We start from the raw sequence: 16,425 nt of genomic DNA, 5'->3' as shown, positions 1-16,425 counted from the left end.
CCCGCTCGCCCCACGGCACGCGGACGCGGCCTGGGGGGCATCCAGGGCGGCGGCCTCGGCGCGGGGCCGGGCGGCGGGGCGGGGGGGGGGGGGGGGGGGGGGGGGGGGGGCGCGGCGGGGGGGGGGGGGGGGGGGGGGGGGGGGCCGCCCCGGGCCCCCCCCCCCCCCCCCCCCCCCCGTGCCCGGGTGGGATTACGAGATCACGCTCCAACTCTGGCTCGCGGCAGCGCCGTTCACCGCGTCGGTGGTCACCGTCGAACCCTCTGTGCCGCCACCGGCGTTGAGGGCGAGCCCGGTGGCGACGTTGGTGATGGTGAGCGCTCCGGTCGCGGCGTTCTGGCCGACCCGCCACTCCTGCCACGGGTTGCCCGGCGAGTAGTTCAGCAGGTAGGCACTGTTACCCGCCGACGTCCCCGCCGCCAGGACGGTGTGGACCTGGGTGGCCGTGTCGCAGTTGTCGCCGATCCGCACGGTGCCGTCGGGGTTGCTCGTGAACGTCCACTGCTCGGAGGTGTGCGTGGGCCACCAGGTGTTGACGTCGGCGGCCGAGGTGAGCGGCGAGCCGCACGTGCCGCCGACCTCCAGGACCAGGCCTCCCGTACCACCCGCGCTCAGCGCGTGGTACTTCCCGTCGCCCACGACCGCCGCCGGTGCGGTCGTGGCCTGCGGCGTGAGCCGGAACATCGCGACGCCGTGCGGAGCGACCCAGGTGCCGCCGACCGTGCCACCGGCCGCCACCGTGCCGGTGGCACCGGTCCACAGCTCCTTGTACGTGAATCCGCCGGTCAGCCCCAGCGAGGTGAGGTCGCTGCCGACCGTCTGCCAGTTGTTCGGGTCCTGGTTCACCAACAGCACGGCGGTGTCCCCGTTCGCCAGCTGCCGCTTCAGCACCACCGGCGCGGTCGCGGTTGCCGGCCTGGCCCCGACCAGGGTCGCGGGCTTGGCGAGCGTGTCCTGGTCGACGGCGATGACGTCGGCGTTCTTGAGGACCGCGAGGCTCGACGCACCGATGCCCGTGGACCACGTGTAGCCGTTCGCGCTGTGCTGCGACTGCCCGGCGGTACGGAGGTCGGCACCGGAGATCAACGGCGCGGCGAGCATGGACAGGACGGAGGTCTCGGTGCGCGACTCGTCGTCGGTGAACGGCTTGTGGCAGGTGCAGGTGTCGCTGGTGCCGTAGAGGCCGTACACGTCGTTCCAGCCGGTGAACATCATGTCGAGGTCGTTCCAGCTGCCCGGGCGCACGTTGCCGGGGTACTGAAGGGCGGTCTGCAGTTGCCCGTTCCACAGCACGCCGTCGAGCTCGCTGTCGCGGTCCCCGCCGATCCGGCACAGGTTGGCCACCTGCCCGCACCACACGCCCGTCGGGGCGTAGCCGGGCGCGGTGAACGGCGCGGTCCCGGCGGCCTGGACGACCGGGTCGGTGCGGGCCGGGTCGGCCGGGTCGAGGAGGTAGGGCACACCGGTGTGGGCGGGTTGGGCGGAGACGCTGAGGGTGACCTTCGGGCGGCCCTGGCCGGCGGAGGCGGCGTCGAGGGCCCGCTGGAAGGTCTGCACGCGGGCGTAGATGGAGCGGGTGAGCTCCCTGCCCTCGCCCTGGGTGTAGTAGTTGTGACCGTCGGGGCCGGTGATCTGCGGGCCGTAGGGGCAGTCGTCGTACTTGACGAAGTCGACGCCCCAGGAGACGAAGTCGCCGGCGTCGGTGCTCTCGTGGCCGAGGCTTCCGGGGTGCATCTGGCAGGTCTCGTAGGTGTCGGTGGCGTAGAGGCCGAACTTCAGGCCCTTGCTGTGGGCGTACCAGGCCAGGAACTGGATGCCGTTGACGGTCCGGCCGTCGACGGTCCGCGACGGGAAGTGGTCGGGGCGCGGGATCAGGTGGCCGGAGGTGGGGTCGTTGCCGGTGCCGTCCGTCCCGGTGACCGGGTTCCCGGCGGCGTCGTACAGCTGCATCGAGCCGTTCGGCGTCCGGACGAAGTCGGTGCTCTGGCCGTCCCGGTGCCAGAGCGACCAGCCGTCGTCGATCGTGACGGTGTTGTAGCCCGCCGCCACCAGGCCGTTGGCGGCCATGAAGTCGATCGTCTGGACGACCTGGTCCTCGGTGACCTCGGTGCCGAGGGAGTTCCACGAGTTCCACCCCATGGGCGGGGTGAGGGCGTTGCCGTTGCCCAGGGCGGCGGCCGGAGCGGCCGCGCCGAGGCTGAGGGCTCCGAGGCCGGTGGTGGCGAGTGCCAGCGCGAGCAGGGGTGCCGCGAGGCGGTGGGGAAGGAGGCGCACGGGTGCTCCTGTGGGGAGTGGGGGTGTGGGGGAATGACGTTGCGTCACGTGGTTTGACGGGGGCAGCCGGCCGGCCGTGGGGGGTTGAACCCGGGGATTTGAACGTTCAAAATCGCGGCCGAGGGCTCGGGTTCGGGCCTCGACCCATGAGCCCTTGACCCATGTGATCGGTGACATGTGTCATTTCACATGCCGCGCCGGGGTGTCGTCAACGGAAAGCGCACAGGCGGTCGCCGTCTCCCGCCCCCAACGGAGAGCCGGACGGCCGCCCTGCATCCACGGGGCCGGAACGGCCTCGGGCGGTTTCCGTCCGCGCCGGGAGAACGCCCCGAAGGAGCGGCGCCGGCGAGGCCCGAAGGGGTGAATACCGGCGGGGGTATATTGGTCGTGTCAGTCCATTCACCGGGGGCCGAGGAAGGGAGCACGGCATGTGCCGTCGAGTCGTCTGCCGCACCTGCGGAAAGCCGACCTACGCCGGGTGCGGGATGCACGTCGAACAGGTGCTGGCCGGGGTGCCCAAGTCCCAGCGGTGCGCGTGCTCACCGAAGGAGCGGGCGTCCGGCGGCTGGCTCGGGCGGCTGTTCGGCCGGCGCTGACCTTCGGGGACGGACTCCCGGCCGGGATCAGCACCCGGTTCGTCGTCCGGTGCTGCCGCACGCCGTACCGGACGGAAGCGCGGCGACGGCGGCCACGTCGCGGACGGCGGGCGGCAGGCGGGTTCCCCTCGGTGTCGGAATCAGCGTCACCAGGGGCCGCCCACGGGGAAGTTCGGCCCCCACCGCCGTCGGCCGGAGCACCGCTGCGCGCCCCCGGCCGTGCGCCCCGGCGGCTCCCCCGCAGGTCAGGCCCGGGTCAAGCTCGGGTCAAGGATTACGCTGCGAGCACCTTCAGGTCCTATCCTGGGGCCGATTTGAACAGACACCTCGTTCGGTGAGGCGTCTTCACGGACACAGGCCACTGATCCCACCCGTCGAGAGACGCTCCGGATCAGGACAGGTCTCCCCGGCTCAAGGGGTGACCCCAAGTGGCTTCCCGTCGGGATCGACCAGGGACACGCCGTGGAGTGCCAAAGCTCTGACGAGTGGGGGTGCCCGGGCATTGACGTCGGTCTCCCCCTGCCGTGCCGCCGCGACCACGATGCGCGGCCGAGACCGGGAGGAGGCGTGATGGACGGAAGTCCTGGCCATAGTCAGCCTTTCCCGATGTCGTCCTCGCCGTCCTTCCGCCGCCCGAGGCGCTCCCTCCTTCCCTGACCGATGCGGTCCGGCCGCTCCGCCCTCCCGTCCGTCCTGACGCGGGAGGCCCCGGCGCATGCCTGGAACCGGCGCCGCGGTCGGGGTCGGCGGTGACGTGCCGCCGGGCGGCCCGCTGCCCCGTCCTGTCGGGGCGAGGGGGTCCCCACCATGGCTGCCACCACCCTGCTCACGTCCGCCACGGCCCGACTGCGCGATCGCACCGTCGCCGCCGAGCGCCGTACCGCCGTCTCCCGGACCGTCCGTTCCTCGCTGGTCTCCGTCGCCGGGCTGGTCGGCGGCCCGGCCACCAACCAGGCCGGCGAGGAGGTGGGCCGCGTCGTCGACGTGGTCGCGCGCCTCTACGGGGCGGAGCCGTACCCGCCGGTCACCGGACTGATCATCCGAATAGGCCGCCGCCGCACCTTCATCGCCGCCGACGCCGTCGAGCGGATCCAGACCGGGCAGGTCCGGCTGCGCACCGCCCGCGTGGACCTGCGCGAGTTCAACCGCCGGCCCGGGGAGGTCCTGCTGGCCCGCGACGTGCTGGACCACCAGCTCGTCGACGTCGACGGCGTCCAGGTCACCCGCGCCGCCGACCTCTACCTGGCCCCGCTCGCCGCCCGGACCGTCCTGGTCGGGGTCGACGTCTCGCTGCCCACCCTGCTGCGCCGGCTCGGCCCGCGCCGCTGGCAGATCCGCCCCACCCCGGAACGCGTCCTGGACTGGCAGTCCGTCGCCCCGTTCGGCGAGCAGGCCACCCACGGGCCCGCCGAGGTGCGGCTGCGCGCCTCCCGCTCCGCGCTGCACCGGCTGCGCCCGGCCGACCTCGCCGACATCCTGGAGGACCTCGGCCGGCACGAGCGCCAGCAGCTGCTGGGCTGGTTGGAGCCGGAGCACGCCGCGGACGCGCTGGAGGAGATGGAACCCGCCGAGCTGGAGAACCTGCTGCGCGAGGTACCCCCGGAGCACGCCGCCCGGCTCGTCGACGAGATGGAACCGGACGAGGCCGCCGACGCCCTGCGCGACCTCGCCCCGGGCGAGCGCGAGACCCTGCTGGCCCGGATGCCCGAGCCCGAGGCGGCCGAGCTGCGCTCCCTGCTCACCCACCGCGAGGGCACCGCCGGCGGCGCGATGACCACCCTGCTGGTCACCGCCGGCTCCGCGCACACCGTCGCCCAGGTGCGGGCCGAACTCGCCGCGCAGGCCGAGCACCGCACCGACATCGACGCGGTCACGGTGCTGGACGACGACGGCCGGCTGATCGCCGACATCCCGCTGTTCGATCTGGCCGTGGCCGAGGACACCTCGGTGATCGGCGACCTCGTCTCCTGGCTGGACCAGTTCGGCCCGCCGGTGACCGTCCGGCCCGACACCCGGCTCGCCGAGGCCGCCGACCAGCTGGTCGCGGCCCGGGCCACCTCCCTGCTCGTGGTCGACGACTCCGGGCGCCCGCTCGGCCGGGTCCTGGCCGACGACATCCTCGACTCGCTCCTGCCCGAGCGTGGGCGACTGCACTTCCGGAGGCTCCTCAAGTGACCCGCGACCTCGACACCCTCGACACCGGACCGGACGCCGCCGCCGCGGCGTCCGCGCCGTCCGACCCGGGGCGCTCCGGCCGCCGAAGAGGCCTCCGCCGATTGGCCGCCGTCGCGATGGTGGCCGGCCCCGGCCTGGTCGCCGCCAACGCCGGCAACGACGCCGCGGGCATCGCCACCTACGCCAGCGCCGGCTCCCAGTTCACCTACGGCACGCTGTTCTTCATGGTGCTGGTCACCGTCGCCCTGGTCATGGTGCAGGAGATGGCCGTCCGGCTCGGTGCCCACACCGGCAAGGGCCTGGGCGCGCTGATCCGCGAGCAGTTCAGCCTGCGGCTGACCGCCCTCGCGGTCTTCTGCCTGCTGCTGGCCAACACCGGCCTGGTGGTCAGCGAGTTCGCCGGGATCGGCGCCGCGTTCGAGCTGCTCGGCGTGCCCAAGTGGGCGGTCATCCCGCCGTCCGCCGTCCTGCTCTGGTCGCTGGTGCTGTTCGGCTCGTACAAGTGGGCCGAACGCATCTTCCTGGTGATGTCGCTGGCGTTCTTCGCCTACCCGGTCGCCATGGTGCTCGGCCACCCCGACTGGGGGCAGGTCGGCGAGCACCTGGTCGTGCCGCACGTGGAGCCCAGCAAGGACTTCATCCTGCTGGCCGTCGCCCTGATCGGCACCACGGTCAGCCCCTACATGCAGTTCTACGCCGCCGCCGGCGTGGTCGACCGCGGTGCCAAGCCCGCCGACTACAAGCTGATCCGGGCCGACGCCGTCCTCGGCGCCGTGTTCGCCTGCGTGATCAGCCTGACCATCATCATCGCCACCGCCGCCGCGATCGGCGGCACCGGTCCGCTGGAGTCCGCCGCGCAGGCCGCCGAGGCCCTCAAGCCGGTCGCCGGGCACGGCGCCGAGCTGCTGTTCGCCTTCGGGCTGCTGGGCGCCTCCGCCCTGGCCGGCGCGGTGGTGCCGCTCTCGGCGAGCTACGCGATCGGCGAGGCCGCCGGCGTCGAGCGCTCCGTCTCCCGCAGCTTCCGCGACGCCCCGCTGTTCCTCGGGCTGTTCACCGCCCAGATCGTCCTGGGCGCGGTGGTCGCGCTGACCCCGGTGGACGTCATCCAGCTGCTGATCGGCACCCAGGTGCTGCAGGGCCTGATCAGCCCGATCGTCCTGGTCTACCTGCTGGTCCTGACCAACCGCCGCTCCGTCCTCGGCGACGCGGCCAACAGCCCGCGCTACCGCATCGCGGCCACCGTCGTGGTGGTCGGGGTGGCCGCGATGTCGACGATCCTGCTCGTCCAGACCGTCCTGGGCTGGTTCGGCATCGGCTGACCCCGACCCCGCCACCGGCCTCCACCGCAGGGCCTGCCGTCCGTGGACGGCAGGCCCTGCGGTGTCTACGGAGCCGGGCGGCGCACCAGGGAGGGCGGGGTCGTCTCCAGCGCGGCGACGTCGCGCTCGGCGTCGGCCCGACGCGGGTGGGCCGACGCGCCCCCGCGGGCCTTCGCGGCGCCGCTGTGCTGTTCGGAGTCCATGGCCGGATCCTAGGAGGACTGCTCGGAGGGCCCGTAGGTCACCGAGACCGAGGTTCCCTTGGGCACCGTGGTGCCCGCAGGGGGGTCCTGTTCCTCCACCGGTCGGCCGTTCGGGGGCGGCGAATCGGGCGCCGTCACCAGCTTCAGGGATGTCACGCTCAGCAGCTTCTCCGCGTCCGCCTGGCTCTTTCCCTTCAGGTAGGGAACGACCTCACCGCCTACGGCAGCGGTGAGGAGCTGGTTGGCCTGTTCGGTCGACTTCGAGGAGAAGTAGAACGCGGTACCCGAACCCACGGCCGCGGTGAGCGCGCCGATCAACGTGCTGCGCAGGGTGGAGTCCTTGAGGGCGAACGCGAGCGCGCAGAAGATCAACAGTCCCGCGACCAGGCTGAGCGCGATCCAGCTGCGCACCACGCTTCCCGAGCGTCGTGAGCGGGACCGTTCCAGCACCCAGCCGATCGCGGCGATCGTCCCCGCGAGGATCACCATGGCGGCCAGTGACAGCGGCCAGCCCAGCGATGCGGGAGGCGCTTCGCCGCCTGGAGGGGATGCGGCGGGCGTGGAGGTCGAGGGCGACGCCGGCGCGGATGACTCCAGGATCGGAAGCTGCGGCAAGGGAATGCCTCCCCGGGCGTGCGGTCGCTGACGGTGGTTCAGTCAGACTGTAGGTGCCACCCGGCCGGATGCCCGGCTGTGACGCCGCCGCGGAGTACCGCGGCGCCCGGCGGGTCGGTCCGACGACCCTCGTGGGCGGGCGAGGCGGTGTGTGCCGGGCCGCGGTCGGCGTGCCCGCCCCGGGCGGGGCGGGCACGCGGTCGATCACCGCCCCGCGCCCCGCAGGTGGGCGGCGGAGGCGAGGGCCAGCTCGCGGGCGCGGGCGGTGTCGGCCAGCAGCCGGCCGCCGCGCTTGACGACCCGGCCGGCCACCAGGACGGTGTCCACGTTGCCGGTGTGGGCGACCAGGACGAGCGACTCGGCGGGGGTGGTGACCGGCACCAGGTCGATGTCGTCGGTGCGGACGAGCACCAGGTCGGCGGCCTTGCCGGGCTCGATGGAGCCCGTCCGGTCACCGAGGTGGACGGCGCGGGCACCCTCGACGGTCGCCATCCGCAGCACGGCCCGGGCCGCCAGCACCGGCTCGCCGTCCGGCGTCTCGGCGCGGTCGGCCGCCAGCGCGAAGCGCATCTGGGTGAACAGGTCGCCGCTGGACTCCAACTCGGTGTCGACGCCGAGGCCGGGGTTGACGCCCGCGGTGCGCAGCCGACGGACCGCCACGTTGCCGCCCAGCCCGGGCATGGTCAGCTCGATCTGCGGGCAGATCGACACGGTGGTGCCGGAGTCCGCGAGCAGCTTGAGCGCGTCGGCCTCGGCGCCGTTGACGTGGACCAGGTTCAGGTCCGGGCCGAGCAGGCCGGCCCGGTGGAGCTGCTGGATGCCCTGGTGGTCGGGGCCGGGGCGGCCGGTGGACAGGTGGGTGGTGATCGGGATGCCCAGCTCGCGGGCGAGGGCGAAGTCCTTGACCGCGTTGTCGATGCCGGAGTAGTCCGGGCCCTTGGCGGCCATCGCGAGGGTGACCAGGCCGTCGTCCGAGGGCAGCAGCTGCTCGCGGACCCGGCGGATGTCGACCGGGTGGGTGGCGGCGAAGTCGAGCGTCGAGCCGATCGGCCAGGCGTGGCCGAACACCGCGCGCACGCCCGCGTCCCGGAGTGCCCGGACGGCGGCGTCGGCGTGCTCGGGCGAGTTCATCGCGTGCGCCCAGTCGAGCACCGTGGTGATGCCGGCGTTGAGCGCGCTGAGCGCGCCGAGGTAGGTGCCGGCGTAGACGTCCTCCGGGCGGACCGTGTCGCCGAGGCCGATCAGGGTCCGGCCGACGTACTCCATGATCGCGGCCTCGGAGTCGGACTGCCGCAGGCCGGTCTGCCAGGTGTGCCGGTGGGCGTCCACCAGGCCGGGCAGGACGAAGGTGCCGGAGGCGTCGATCACCGAGGCGTCGGCGGCCGGCGCGAGGTCGGCGGCGACGGCCGCGATCCGACCGTCCTCGATGAGCACGTCACCCGTCGGGAATTCGCGGTTCTGGGCGTCCATCGTGACGATCCAGCCGCCACGGACCAGGATCCGCGGAGTGGTCACGGCAGTTCTCCCGTCCTCCAGGCGCATCATCAGCTCTTCCTCCCACCGGTTGGATCAACGACTGCACCTCACCATGCGGCCGTCGGGCTTCCGGTGTCCAAGACCCATTCCCGAAGCTGTCATACCCTGCGGGCATCACAACCGAGGAGGAGGCCCGGTGGACCTGGACCTGAGGAAGCTGCGCTACTTCACCGCCGTCGCGCAGCGGCAGCACTTCGGTCGGGCGGCCGAGGAGCTGCACATCGCCCAGTCGGTGCTGTCCCGTCAGATCATGGCGCTGGAAGGGGAGTTACGGGTCAAGCTGTTCGTCCGGACCAGGCGCACCACCAGGCTGACGCCGGCGGGCGAGCAACTGCTGGCCGACGCCGGGCCACTGCTGGCGAACGCCGAGGCGGTGCGCCGCCGGGTCGCCCGGGCCGGCGGGTCGGAGCCGCTCGGCTTCACCGTCGGCTTCATGCCCGGTCTGATCGTCACCCCGGCGGTCCGGGCGATGTCGGAGCAGCATCCGGAACTGACCGTCGAGGTGCTCCGCACCAGCTGGGACGACCAGGTCCAGGTGATCAACGACGGCCGGGTGGACGTCGGCTACCTCCGGCTGCCGGTCGACCAGCGCGGCCTGACCGTCCTCCCCCTGCTCACCGAACCGCGCGTGGTGGTGCTCCCGGTCGACCACCGGCTGGCCGGCCTGAGCGAGGTCACCCTCACCGACCTGGCCGGCGAACCGCTGCTGCAGAACCCCGAGGCCGTCCTGCCGCCGCAGGAGGCGGCCGCGCTGCGGGACGGCCGGGCGCGGCCCTCCGTCCAGGCCATCCGCACCGTCGAGGAGAAGCTGGAGTACGTCGCGGCGGGCCACGGCATCGTCGTCCTCCCGCTCTCGGTCGCCACCTTCTACACCCGTCCCGACGTCACCCACCTCCCCGTCCGCGAACTGCCGCCCAGCCGGGTCGCGCTGGCCTGGGACCGCAACCGCCGCAGCCGGCTGATCGAGGAGTTCGCCGGCATCGCCGTCGCCCTCCAGACGGCCCCGCCCGACCCCGTCGGCGCCCGCCCGGCCACCGCCCACGGCTGAGCCGAGTGGAACGGCCGTACGATGGCGCGTCTGCGAGTCGCCGAACGCGGCTCGCGGATGTGGCTTGGACCTGCGGTTCTGCGATGCGGTTGTGAGAGAGGGGCGGGCGGTTGCGTACGGGTGAGTGGACGGGCGGTCTGGGGCGTCTGGTGGGGGCGGCGGCCGAGTTGGGCGAGGCCGGGCGGCAGGCGGTGCTGCGGGGCGGCCGGTCGGCGGCGGGCGGGCGCTGGGCACTGACCGCCCTCGGCTCCGTCACTCCGCCGCCGGTACCCGCCACCGAGCCGTGGAAGCTCTCGGTGGGCACGCTGATCGGCCGTCACCCCCGGACCCCCGCCGTGGCGCACAAGCTGCTCGGGCTGCTCGACGGCTTCGGCGCCGTGCACCTGGGGTCGACCAAGGTCGGCTTCGACGGCGAGGAGATCGAGTGGGACAAGGTCGTCGAGATCCACACCCGCAACGCCTTCGAAGTGCTGACCACCACCGCCCTGGAACAGGACGTCGACCGGATCCGCGAGTTCCTGCCGCCCGTGCCCGGCCGCAAGTGGGCCGTCACCAAGGCCGGCGAGGCACTGGCCACCGTCGTCCTCGCGGCGCTGGAGCGCGGCTCGGTCGACCAGCGCCTGGACGAGCTGACCGTCCCGACCCGGATCGTCCACCGCGGGCTGCTGGGCCGCCGGCGCACCGCGGACGCGGGCTCCTTCGCCGCCGCCACCCTGGTCGTGGTCGGCCAGGTCGGCGAGAGCCTGATCGCGACCGCCCGGCAGCGCGGCATCCCGGTGCTGCCCGCCGAGCAGCCCGTCGAGCCCGACCGGGCCGCCCACGTCGCGGTGCTGCGCGAGCGCACCGACTCCGTCGCCCGGCTGCTCAGCCGGATCGAGCAGAGCGGCCAGGATCCGGCGGAGGTGGCGGAGGCGGGCCCGGCGCCCTCGCTCGACAAGAGCCCGAGCGAGGACGAGAGCCCGACCACCGGCTGGAACCCGTCCGACGGCAAGAACCCGTCCGAGATCGGCCAGGGACCGAAGGCCCATTGAGTCGCGCACGGCCGGTCCGCCCCGGAGGCGGGCCGGCCGTGTGTGCCGGGTGGCCGGGTGCGGGTACTCCCGCCCGGGCCATGGGGTCGCCCGGCCCGCGAATGGGGTCCTCCGCCCCTGCTGCGCGCTCACCGGCCGCTCCGATCCTGGACGGGTGGAAGCAACCGTCCCACCGACGTCCGGGTGGACGCCGGACTCGCCCTCGTGGGGCCGGACGTCGTCGGGCTGCGCTCGCTCCACCTCTACGCCCTCAAGGGCATCTGCGCCTACGCCCACCACGCCGAGGTGCTCGGCCGGCACAGCGCCGAGGTGTACGGCGGCGTGGAGGACGCCCTGGCCTACCTGGCCGGTGAGCCGACCGACCCCGCCGAGCTGCTGGAACGCGCCGTCGGGCTCGGCCGGTTGAACCTCGCGGCGATCGAGCTGCTGGACGCCGCCAACACCGGCACCTACGGCGCCCAGCAGCCCACCGCCGTCCGCACCACCCCGGTCGCGGGCACGGCGATCCTGGTCAGCGGACACGACCTGCGCGACCTGGAAGCCCTGCTGGAGCAGACCAAGGACCAGGGCATCAACGTCTACACCCACGGTGAGATGCTCCCCGCCCACGCCTACCCGCTGCTCAAGGCCCACCCGCACCTGGTCGGCAACTACGGCGGCGCCTGGCAGGACCAGCAGCAGGAGTTCGCCGCCTTCCCCGGCCCGATCCTGATGACCTCCAACTGCATCATCGAGCCCCACCTGAGCTACCGCCGCCGGATCTTCACCGCCGGACCGGTCGGCTGGCCCGGCGTCCGACACCTCGCCGACCACGAGTTCGGCCCGCTGATCCAGGCCGCCAAGGCCCTGCCCGGCTTCCCGGAGGCCCCGGCCGAGGAGGAGTTCATCACCGTCGGCTTCGGCCGCGACGCCGTCCTCGCGGTCGCCGACCAGGTGGCCGACGCCGTCCGCCAGGGCGCCATCCGGCACTTCTTCCTGGTCGGCGGCTGCGATGGCCCCACTCCCGGACGGGACTACTACACCGACTTCGCGCTCGGCTCGCCCCGGGACAGCGTGGTGCTCACCCTCGGCTGCGCCAAGTACCGCTTCAACCGGCACGACTTCGGCGAGATCGCCGGCCTACCGCGGCTGGTGGACCTCGGGCAGTGCAACGACACCTACTCCGCCATCAGGATCGCCACCGCGCTGGCCGACGCCTTCGAGTGCGAGGTCGACGACCTGCCGCTCACCCTGGCTCCGCGGACAGACGATTGAGGTTCGGCGTCTGCGCGGACAAGCACGATCGCGCATCGCGCTGCTCACTGCCGAGACCTTCGCCGTCGTCACGCCCCCTGAGCGACGTCGACCGCTGGAATCGACCGCGGCCGGTGGGCTATGTTGGGCGGCGATGACTACCGGGACGGCATTGCGCCACACACGGATCGGTGACCCGGTGCTCCGCTGAGCGCCGTACGGGCCGGTGCGGGCCCGCAGTTCGACCGAGGGTCCGGCGCTGGCGCGCGGGCTCCGCCTCCGTCGTGTTGACCACAGGCTCTACGCGTCAACCACGACAGGAGAACTCGTTTGCCCGGCAAGACCCTGCTGATTCCCACCGCGGACGGCCAGGCCGACGCCTTCGCCGCCTTTCCCGAGCACGGCGGGCGGCACCCGGGGGTGCTGCTGTACCCGGACGCCTTCGGCATCCGGCCCGTGCTGCGGGACCTGGCCCTCGAACTGGCCGGGCACGGGTACTACGTACTCGTCCCCAACTTCTTCCACCGGCACGGTCCGACGCCGGTAGTCAAGCTTCCCGAGTACATCGGAGAAGAGGCCCGGCCCGAGCTCGTCGCCCGGCTGATGCCCTTGATCAAGGCGCACACCGCCGAACGCGTCCTGAGCGATGCCGACGCCTACCTCAGGTTCCTCACGACCCAGCCCGAGGTCGGCGCCGGACCGGTCGCCGTGACCGGCTACTGCATAGGCGGCCTCCTGGCGATGCGCACCGCCGCGGCCCACCCCGGCCAGGTCGCCGCCGTCGCCGGATTCCACGGCCCCGTGGGCGCCGACGGGCCCGACAGGCGCCGTCTCCTCTCCAGGCTCACCGCCCGAGTCCACCTCGGCCACGCCGAAACCGACATGACGCCCGAGACCCTCGGCGAGCTGAACCGGGAACTGGACGCCGCGGGTGTCGACTACACCTCCGAGATCTACCCCGGCACCGTCCACGGCTTCACCATGTCCGACACCGACGCCTTCAACCCCTCCGCACTGCGGCTGCACTGGGAGCGTCTTCTGCCCCTCCTCGGCCACACCCTGGGCAACCGCTGAGACACCACCCGCGTTCAGGACGCGGCACCCCTCCCGGTCCGCCAGGCGCGGCGGGGTGGGGCGCCGCCCCCCGGGGGGCAACCGGCACCGTCGACAAGCCATCAAGAGACAAAGATCATCACTTTATTCACCAAGACGAGCTGTCTTCCCCTCGCCGATGTATCCGCCCCTCGCTAAGATCCACTTCTCGTGACTGACCGCCAGAGACGCACCACAGCCCACGACTCCGCCGACGTCGTCATCCTCGGCGCCGGACCGGCCGGACTGACCCTCGGAAACCTCCTCCTCGCCGCCGGGATCGACTGCGTCGTCCTCGAACGCGCCGACCGCAACCACGTCCAGACCCGGGCCCGGGCCGGCTTCCTCGCCACCAACACCGTCCGCGTCCTCGACCGCCACGGCCTGGCCGACGGCCTGCACCGACGCGGTCTCCCCCACGGAACCTGCGAGTTCCGCACCGAGGTCGGCAGCTTCCGCCTCGACTACAGCTCCCTCGGGCGCGGCGAGCGGCACACCGTCTACCCCCAACAGGACCTGGTCACCGACCTGCTGACGTACTATCTCGCGGCGGGCGGACGGATCCACTTCGAGACCGAGGCCCAGCGCGTGGACGACGCCGACGGCACCCGCCCCACGGTGACCGTCCGCGACGCCGACGGCCGCCCCGGCCGCTGGCAGTCCCGGTACGTGGCCGGCTGCGACGGCCGCCACGGCGCGGCCCGGCACTCCCTGCCCGCCACCGCCCGCCGCCACCACCGCGACCACGGCGTCAGCTGGCTCGGCCTGCTCGCCGAGGCGCCACCGAGCCTGGACGCCGTCGGCTACGCCCTGCACCGGCGCGGCTTCGCCGGACACATGGCCCGCACCCCGGAGGTCACCCGCTACTACCTGCAGTGGGAGCGCGGCACCCCCGCCGACGCCTGGTCCCAGGAACGGATCTGGGACGAACTCGGCCTGCGCATGCGCACCGCCGACCACGGCCCGCTGCACCAGGGGCGGATCCTCCAACGCTCCGTCATCGACCTGCAGTCCGACGTCATGGAACCGCTGCGCCACGGCTCGCTCCTGCTCGCCGGCGACGCCGCCAGCCTGCCCGCCCCGGCCGCCGCGAAAGGCGCCAACCTCGCCGTCCTGGAAGCGGAACTCCTCGCCGAGGCCCTGATCGACGACCTCGCCCACGGCGACCCCACCGCGCTCGACCAGTACTCCCGGCGCTGCCTCGCCCACATCTGGCGCGCCCAGGAGTTCTCGCACTGGATGATCCAACTGCTGCACGCCCCGCTCGGATCGGACGAGGAATCGTTCTTCCACGAATCCCTGCGGCGCTCGCGCATCGAATCGCTGCGCACCTCACGCATCCACCAGGACTGGTTCGCCGAGAACTACGTCGGCATCTGACCGTCCCGGCCCCACGTCTCACCCCCCACAACCTCGAAGGACGCCCCCACCATGACGGCGACACCTCCGGACGACGCGACCCATCTGCGCGCGACCGCCGACTTCGTCCGGGAGCACGACACCGCGACCCTGCTCCCGCTCCTACTGCCCGGCCTCGACGGCCCCGAACTGCGGTCGATGGCCGAACACTGCCGCTTCGCACACGCCGCACTGCTCTTCCTCCCGCCGGACGACGAGACGCTGCGCGCCGAACTCGCCTCCTGCGGAATGGACTTCGACGCGACGCCGCAGCCCAGCGTCGTGGTCCGCCGCCGCCTCGCCGAGCGGCACGGACGCGACGAGGCCGACCTCGACGTCACGATCCTGCGCCCGTCCGTACCCGGCGCCCCCGAGGAGCGGACCGTCGAGATCTTCGCCCTGACCGTGCCGCCCGGCTCGGACCTGGCCGACCTCGCCGCGCACGAGCGCGAACACCGGCACGAGTCGCACCTCGCCTTCGAGGTCCGACACCCGGACCCGCTGGCGCTGCGCGGCCTGTGCGCACTGCTGGCCCGGCACGGCGCCGCCCCCGACGGGGGCGGCTACAACCCCCACGAGGACGCCACCGTCCTCTACTTCACCGCCCCCACCAGCTCCCGGACCGGCTACCGGCGCGTCGAGCTCAACGCGGCCGGCAACCACGCCGGCGTGCTCGCCGACCACCAGGGTGGCGACAGCGCGCACCGGTCGGCCGAGGCCCTCCTGCACCTGCTCACCGGCGCCTGGACCACCCAGGCCCTCGCGGTGTCCGCCCGGCTCGGACTGCCCGACGCCCTGGACATCCGCACCGCGACCGACCCGCAGCAGCTGGCCCGTACCCTCGACGCCCATCCGCAGAGCCTCGCGACCCTGCTGCGCTACCTCACGATGCTGGGCGTCGTCACCAAGCATCACGACGGCTACCGCCTCACCGGACTCGGCGCCCTGCTGCGCGCCGACACCCCGGGCTCGATGCGGCCGCTGGCCCTGATGTACGGCGGCCCGTTCTACCAGTCCTTCGCCGCCCTGGACCACACCGTCCGCACCGGCGAGGCCGCCTTCGACCATCTCTTCGGCGAGAACCACTTCGACCACTTCGCCCGCGACCCCGAACTCGCCGCGACCTTCGACCAGTCCATGGCCGCCAGCTCCCGCATGTTCGACCCGGTCCCCGCCCACCCGGCCGTCACCGCCGCCGCCGAGGCGCTCCGCCCCGGCACCGTCGTCGACATCGCCGGCGGCAACGGCGAACTACTCGGACGCATCCTCACCGCCCACCCCAGGCTGCACGGCACCCTGCTGGAACGCCCGCACGCCGTCGAGGCCGCCCGCGGCCGGCTCGACGCGCTCGGCTGCGGCGACCGCGCCGACTATGTGACCGGCGACTTCGCCGACGTCCCCGCGGGTGCGGACGTCTACGTCCTCTCCCGCGTCCTGCACGACTGGGACGACACCCGGTGCGCCGAGATCCTGCGCCACTGCGCCCGCGCGATGCCCGCCCACGCCGACCTGCTCATCATCGAGCGCGTCCTGCCCGCCGACGGCTCCACCTCCCTGGCCACCGCCTGGGACCTCCACATGATGGCCAACACCGGCGGCCGCGAACGCCGCGCCGACCACTACGCCCACCTCCTCGCCGACGCCGGCCTCCACCTCCTCGACGACACGACCCCGCTGCCCCTGGGCGCCACCGTCCTCCACGCCCGCAAGGCCACCGCGGCCCTGCCCCACCCGGCGTACGCCCCGGAGGCGGCACAGCCGGCCCAAGGCGTCTGACGATTCCCGCCGGGGGGGGGGGGGGGGGGGGGGGGCGCCGGGGGCCGCCCCCCCCCCCCCCCCCCCCCCCCCCCCCCCCCCCCCCCCCCGCCCCCCCCCGCCCGCCCCCCCGCCGGCGCCGCCGCGGCC

The 16,425-nt window shown here is 73.5% G+C and carries 13 protein-coding genes and 1 riboswitch; of the genes, 9 read left to right on the top strand and 4 right to left on the bottom strand.

Annotation, left to right across the window (positions count from 1 at the left end):
- Window positions 1-192 precede the first annotated feature (192 nt).
- On the bottom strand, window positions 193-2,274 hold the full coding sequence (locus ACH4E7_RS12970) for an alpha-galactosidase (RefSeq protein ID WP_396249094.1): 2,082 nt from the start codon (window positions 2,272-2,274) through the stop codon (window positions 193-195).
- 428 nt (window positions 2,275-2,702) lie between these two features.
- On the opposite strand from ACH4E7_RS12970, the gene ACH4E7_RS12965 reads away from it, so the two are divergent.
- From ACH4E7_RS12965 to ACH4E7_RS12955, 3 genes are all read left to right on the top strand, one after another.
- Window positions 2,703-2,870: a hypothetical protein gene (locus tag ACH4E7_RS12965; RefSeq protein ID WP_396249093.1), complete on the top strand. Its 168-nt coding sequence runs from the start codon at window positions 2,703-2,705 to the stop codon at window positions 2,868-2,870.
- 319 nt (window positions 2,871-3,189) lie between these two features.
- A riboswitch (M-box (ykoK) riboswitch) is annotated at window positions 3,190-3,368 on the top strand.
- A 309-nt stretch (window positions 3,369-3,677) separates the two neighbouring features.
- Window positions 3,678-5,045, top strand: a complete 1,368-nt coding sequence (locus tag ACH4E7_RS12960) for a magnesium transporter MgtE N-terminal domain-containing protein (RefSeq protein WP_396249092.1) — start codon at window positions 3,678-3,680, stop codon at window positions 5,043-5,045.
- Window positions 5,042-6,364 (top strand): NRAMP family divalent metal transporter, encoded by a 1,323-nt coding sequence (locus ACH4E7_RS12955; protein WP_396249091.1) that lies wholly within the window; start codon window positions 5,042-5,044, stop codon window positions 6,362-6,364. The genes ACH4E7_RS12960 and ACH4E7_RS12955 overlap by 4 nt, the downstream gene beginning before the upstream one ends.
- Before the next feature lie 65 nt (window positions 6,365-6,429).
- Here ACH4E7_RS12955 and ACH4E7_RS12950 read toward each other — a convergent pair whose 3' ends face one another.
- From ACH4E7_RS12950 to ACH4E7_RS12940, 3 genes are all read right to left on the bottom strand, one after another.
- Window positions 6,430-6,567 carry a hypothetical protein gene (locus ACH4E7_RS12950; RefSeq protein WP_396249090.1) on the bottom strand — a complete coding sequence of 46 codons (138 nt, stop codon included), beginning with the start codon at window positions 6,565-6,567 and terminating at the stop codon, window positions 6,430-6,432.
- Between the two features lie 9 nt (window positions 6,568-6,576).
- Entirely contained in the window at window positions 6,577-7,182 is a 606-nt protein-coding gene (locus tag ACH4E7_RS12945) for a PASTA domain-containing protein (protein ID WP_396249089.1), read from the bottom strand.
- 204 nt (window positions 7,183-7,386) lie between these two features.
- A complete protein-coding gene (locus ACH4E7_RS12940; RefSeq protein ID WP_396249088.1) occupies window positions 7,387-8,697 on the bottom strand; it encodes an amidohydrolase family protein in 1,311 nt (436 codons plus the stop codon).
- Window positions 8,698-8,854: 157 nt separating this feature from the next.
- Between ACH4E7_RS12940 and ACH4E7_RS12935 the strand changes: the two genes are divergently transcribed.
- From ACH4E7_RS12935 to ACH4E7_RS12910, 6 genes are all read left to right on the top strand, one after another.
- Complete coding sequence (locus ACH4E7_RS12935; RefSeq protein ID WP_396249087.1) at window positions 8,855-9,766, top strand: LysR family transcriptional regulator; 912 nt, start codon at window positions 8,855-8,857, stop codon at window positions 9,764-9,766.
- 110 nt (window positions 9,767-9,876) lie between these two features.
- Window positions 9,877-10,797, top strand: a complete 921-nt coding sequence (locus ACH4E7_RS12930) for a hypothetical protein (RefSeq protein WP_396249086.1) — start codon at window positions 9,877-9,879, stop codon at window positions 10,795-10,797.
- Between the two features lie 183 nt (window positions 10,798-10,980).
- Window positions 10,981-12,051: a hydroxylamine reductase gene (gene hcp, locus ACH4E7_RS12925; RefSeq protein WP_396249085.1), complete on the top strand. Its 1,071-nt coding sequence runs from the start codon at window positions 10,981-10,983 to the stop codon at window positions 12,049-12,051.
- Window positions 12,052-12,360: 309 nt separating this feature from the next.
- On the top strand, window positions 12,361-13,104 hold the full coding sequence (locus tag ACH4E7_RS12920) for a dienelactone hydrolase family protein (protein ID WP_396249084.1): 744 nt from the start codon (window positions 12,361-12,363) through the stop codon (window positions 13,102-13,104).
- A gap of 189 nt (window positions 13,105-13,293) precedes the next feature.
- A complete protein-coding gene (locus ACH4E7_RS12915) occupies window positions 13,294-14,502 on the top strand; it encodes a 4-hydroxybenzoate 3-monooxygenase (RefSeq protein ID WP_396249083.1) in 1,209 nt (402 codons plus the stop codon).
- 51 nt (window positions 14,503-14,553) lie between these two features.
- Window positions 14,554-16,296: a methyltransferase gene (locus ACH4E7_RS12910; RefSeq protein WP_396249082.1), complete on the top strand. Its 1,743-nt coding sequence runs from the start codon at window positions 14,554-14,556 to the stop codon at window positions 16,294-16,296.
- Window positions 16,297-16,425: the final 129 nt, after the last annotated feature.

This window comes from Kitasatospora sp. NPDC018058 (assembly GCF_044327205.1).
Lineage (GTDB): Bacteria > Actinomycetota > Actinomycetes > Streptomycetales > Streptomycetaceae > Kitasatospora.
Note: the sequence above shows the minus strand (reverse complement) of the source record. Positions and strands in the feature narration are given on the sequence as shown.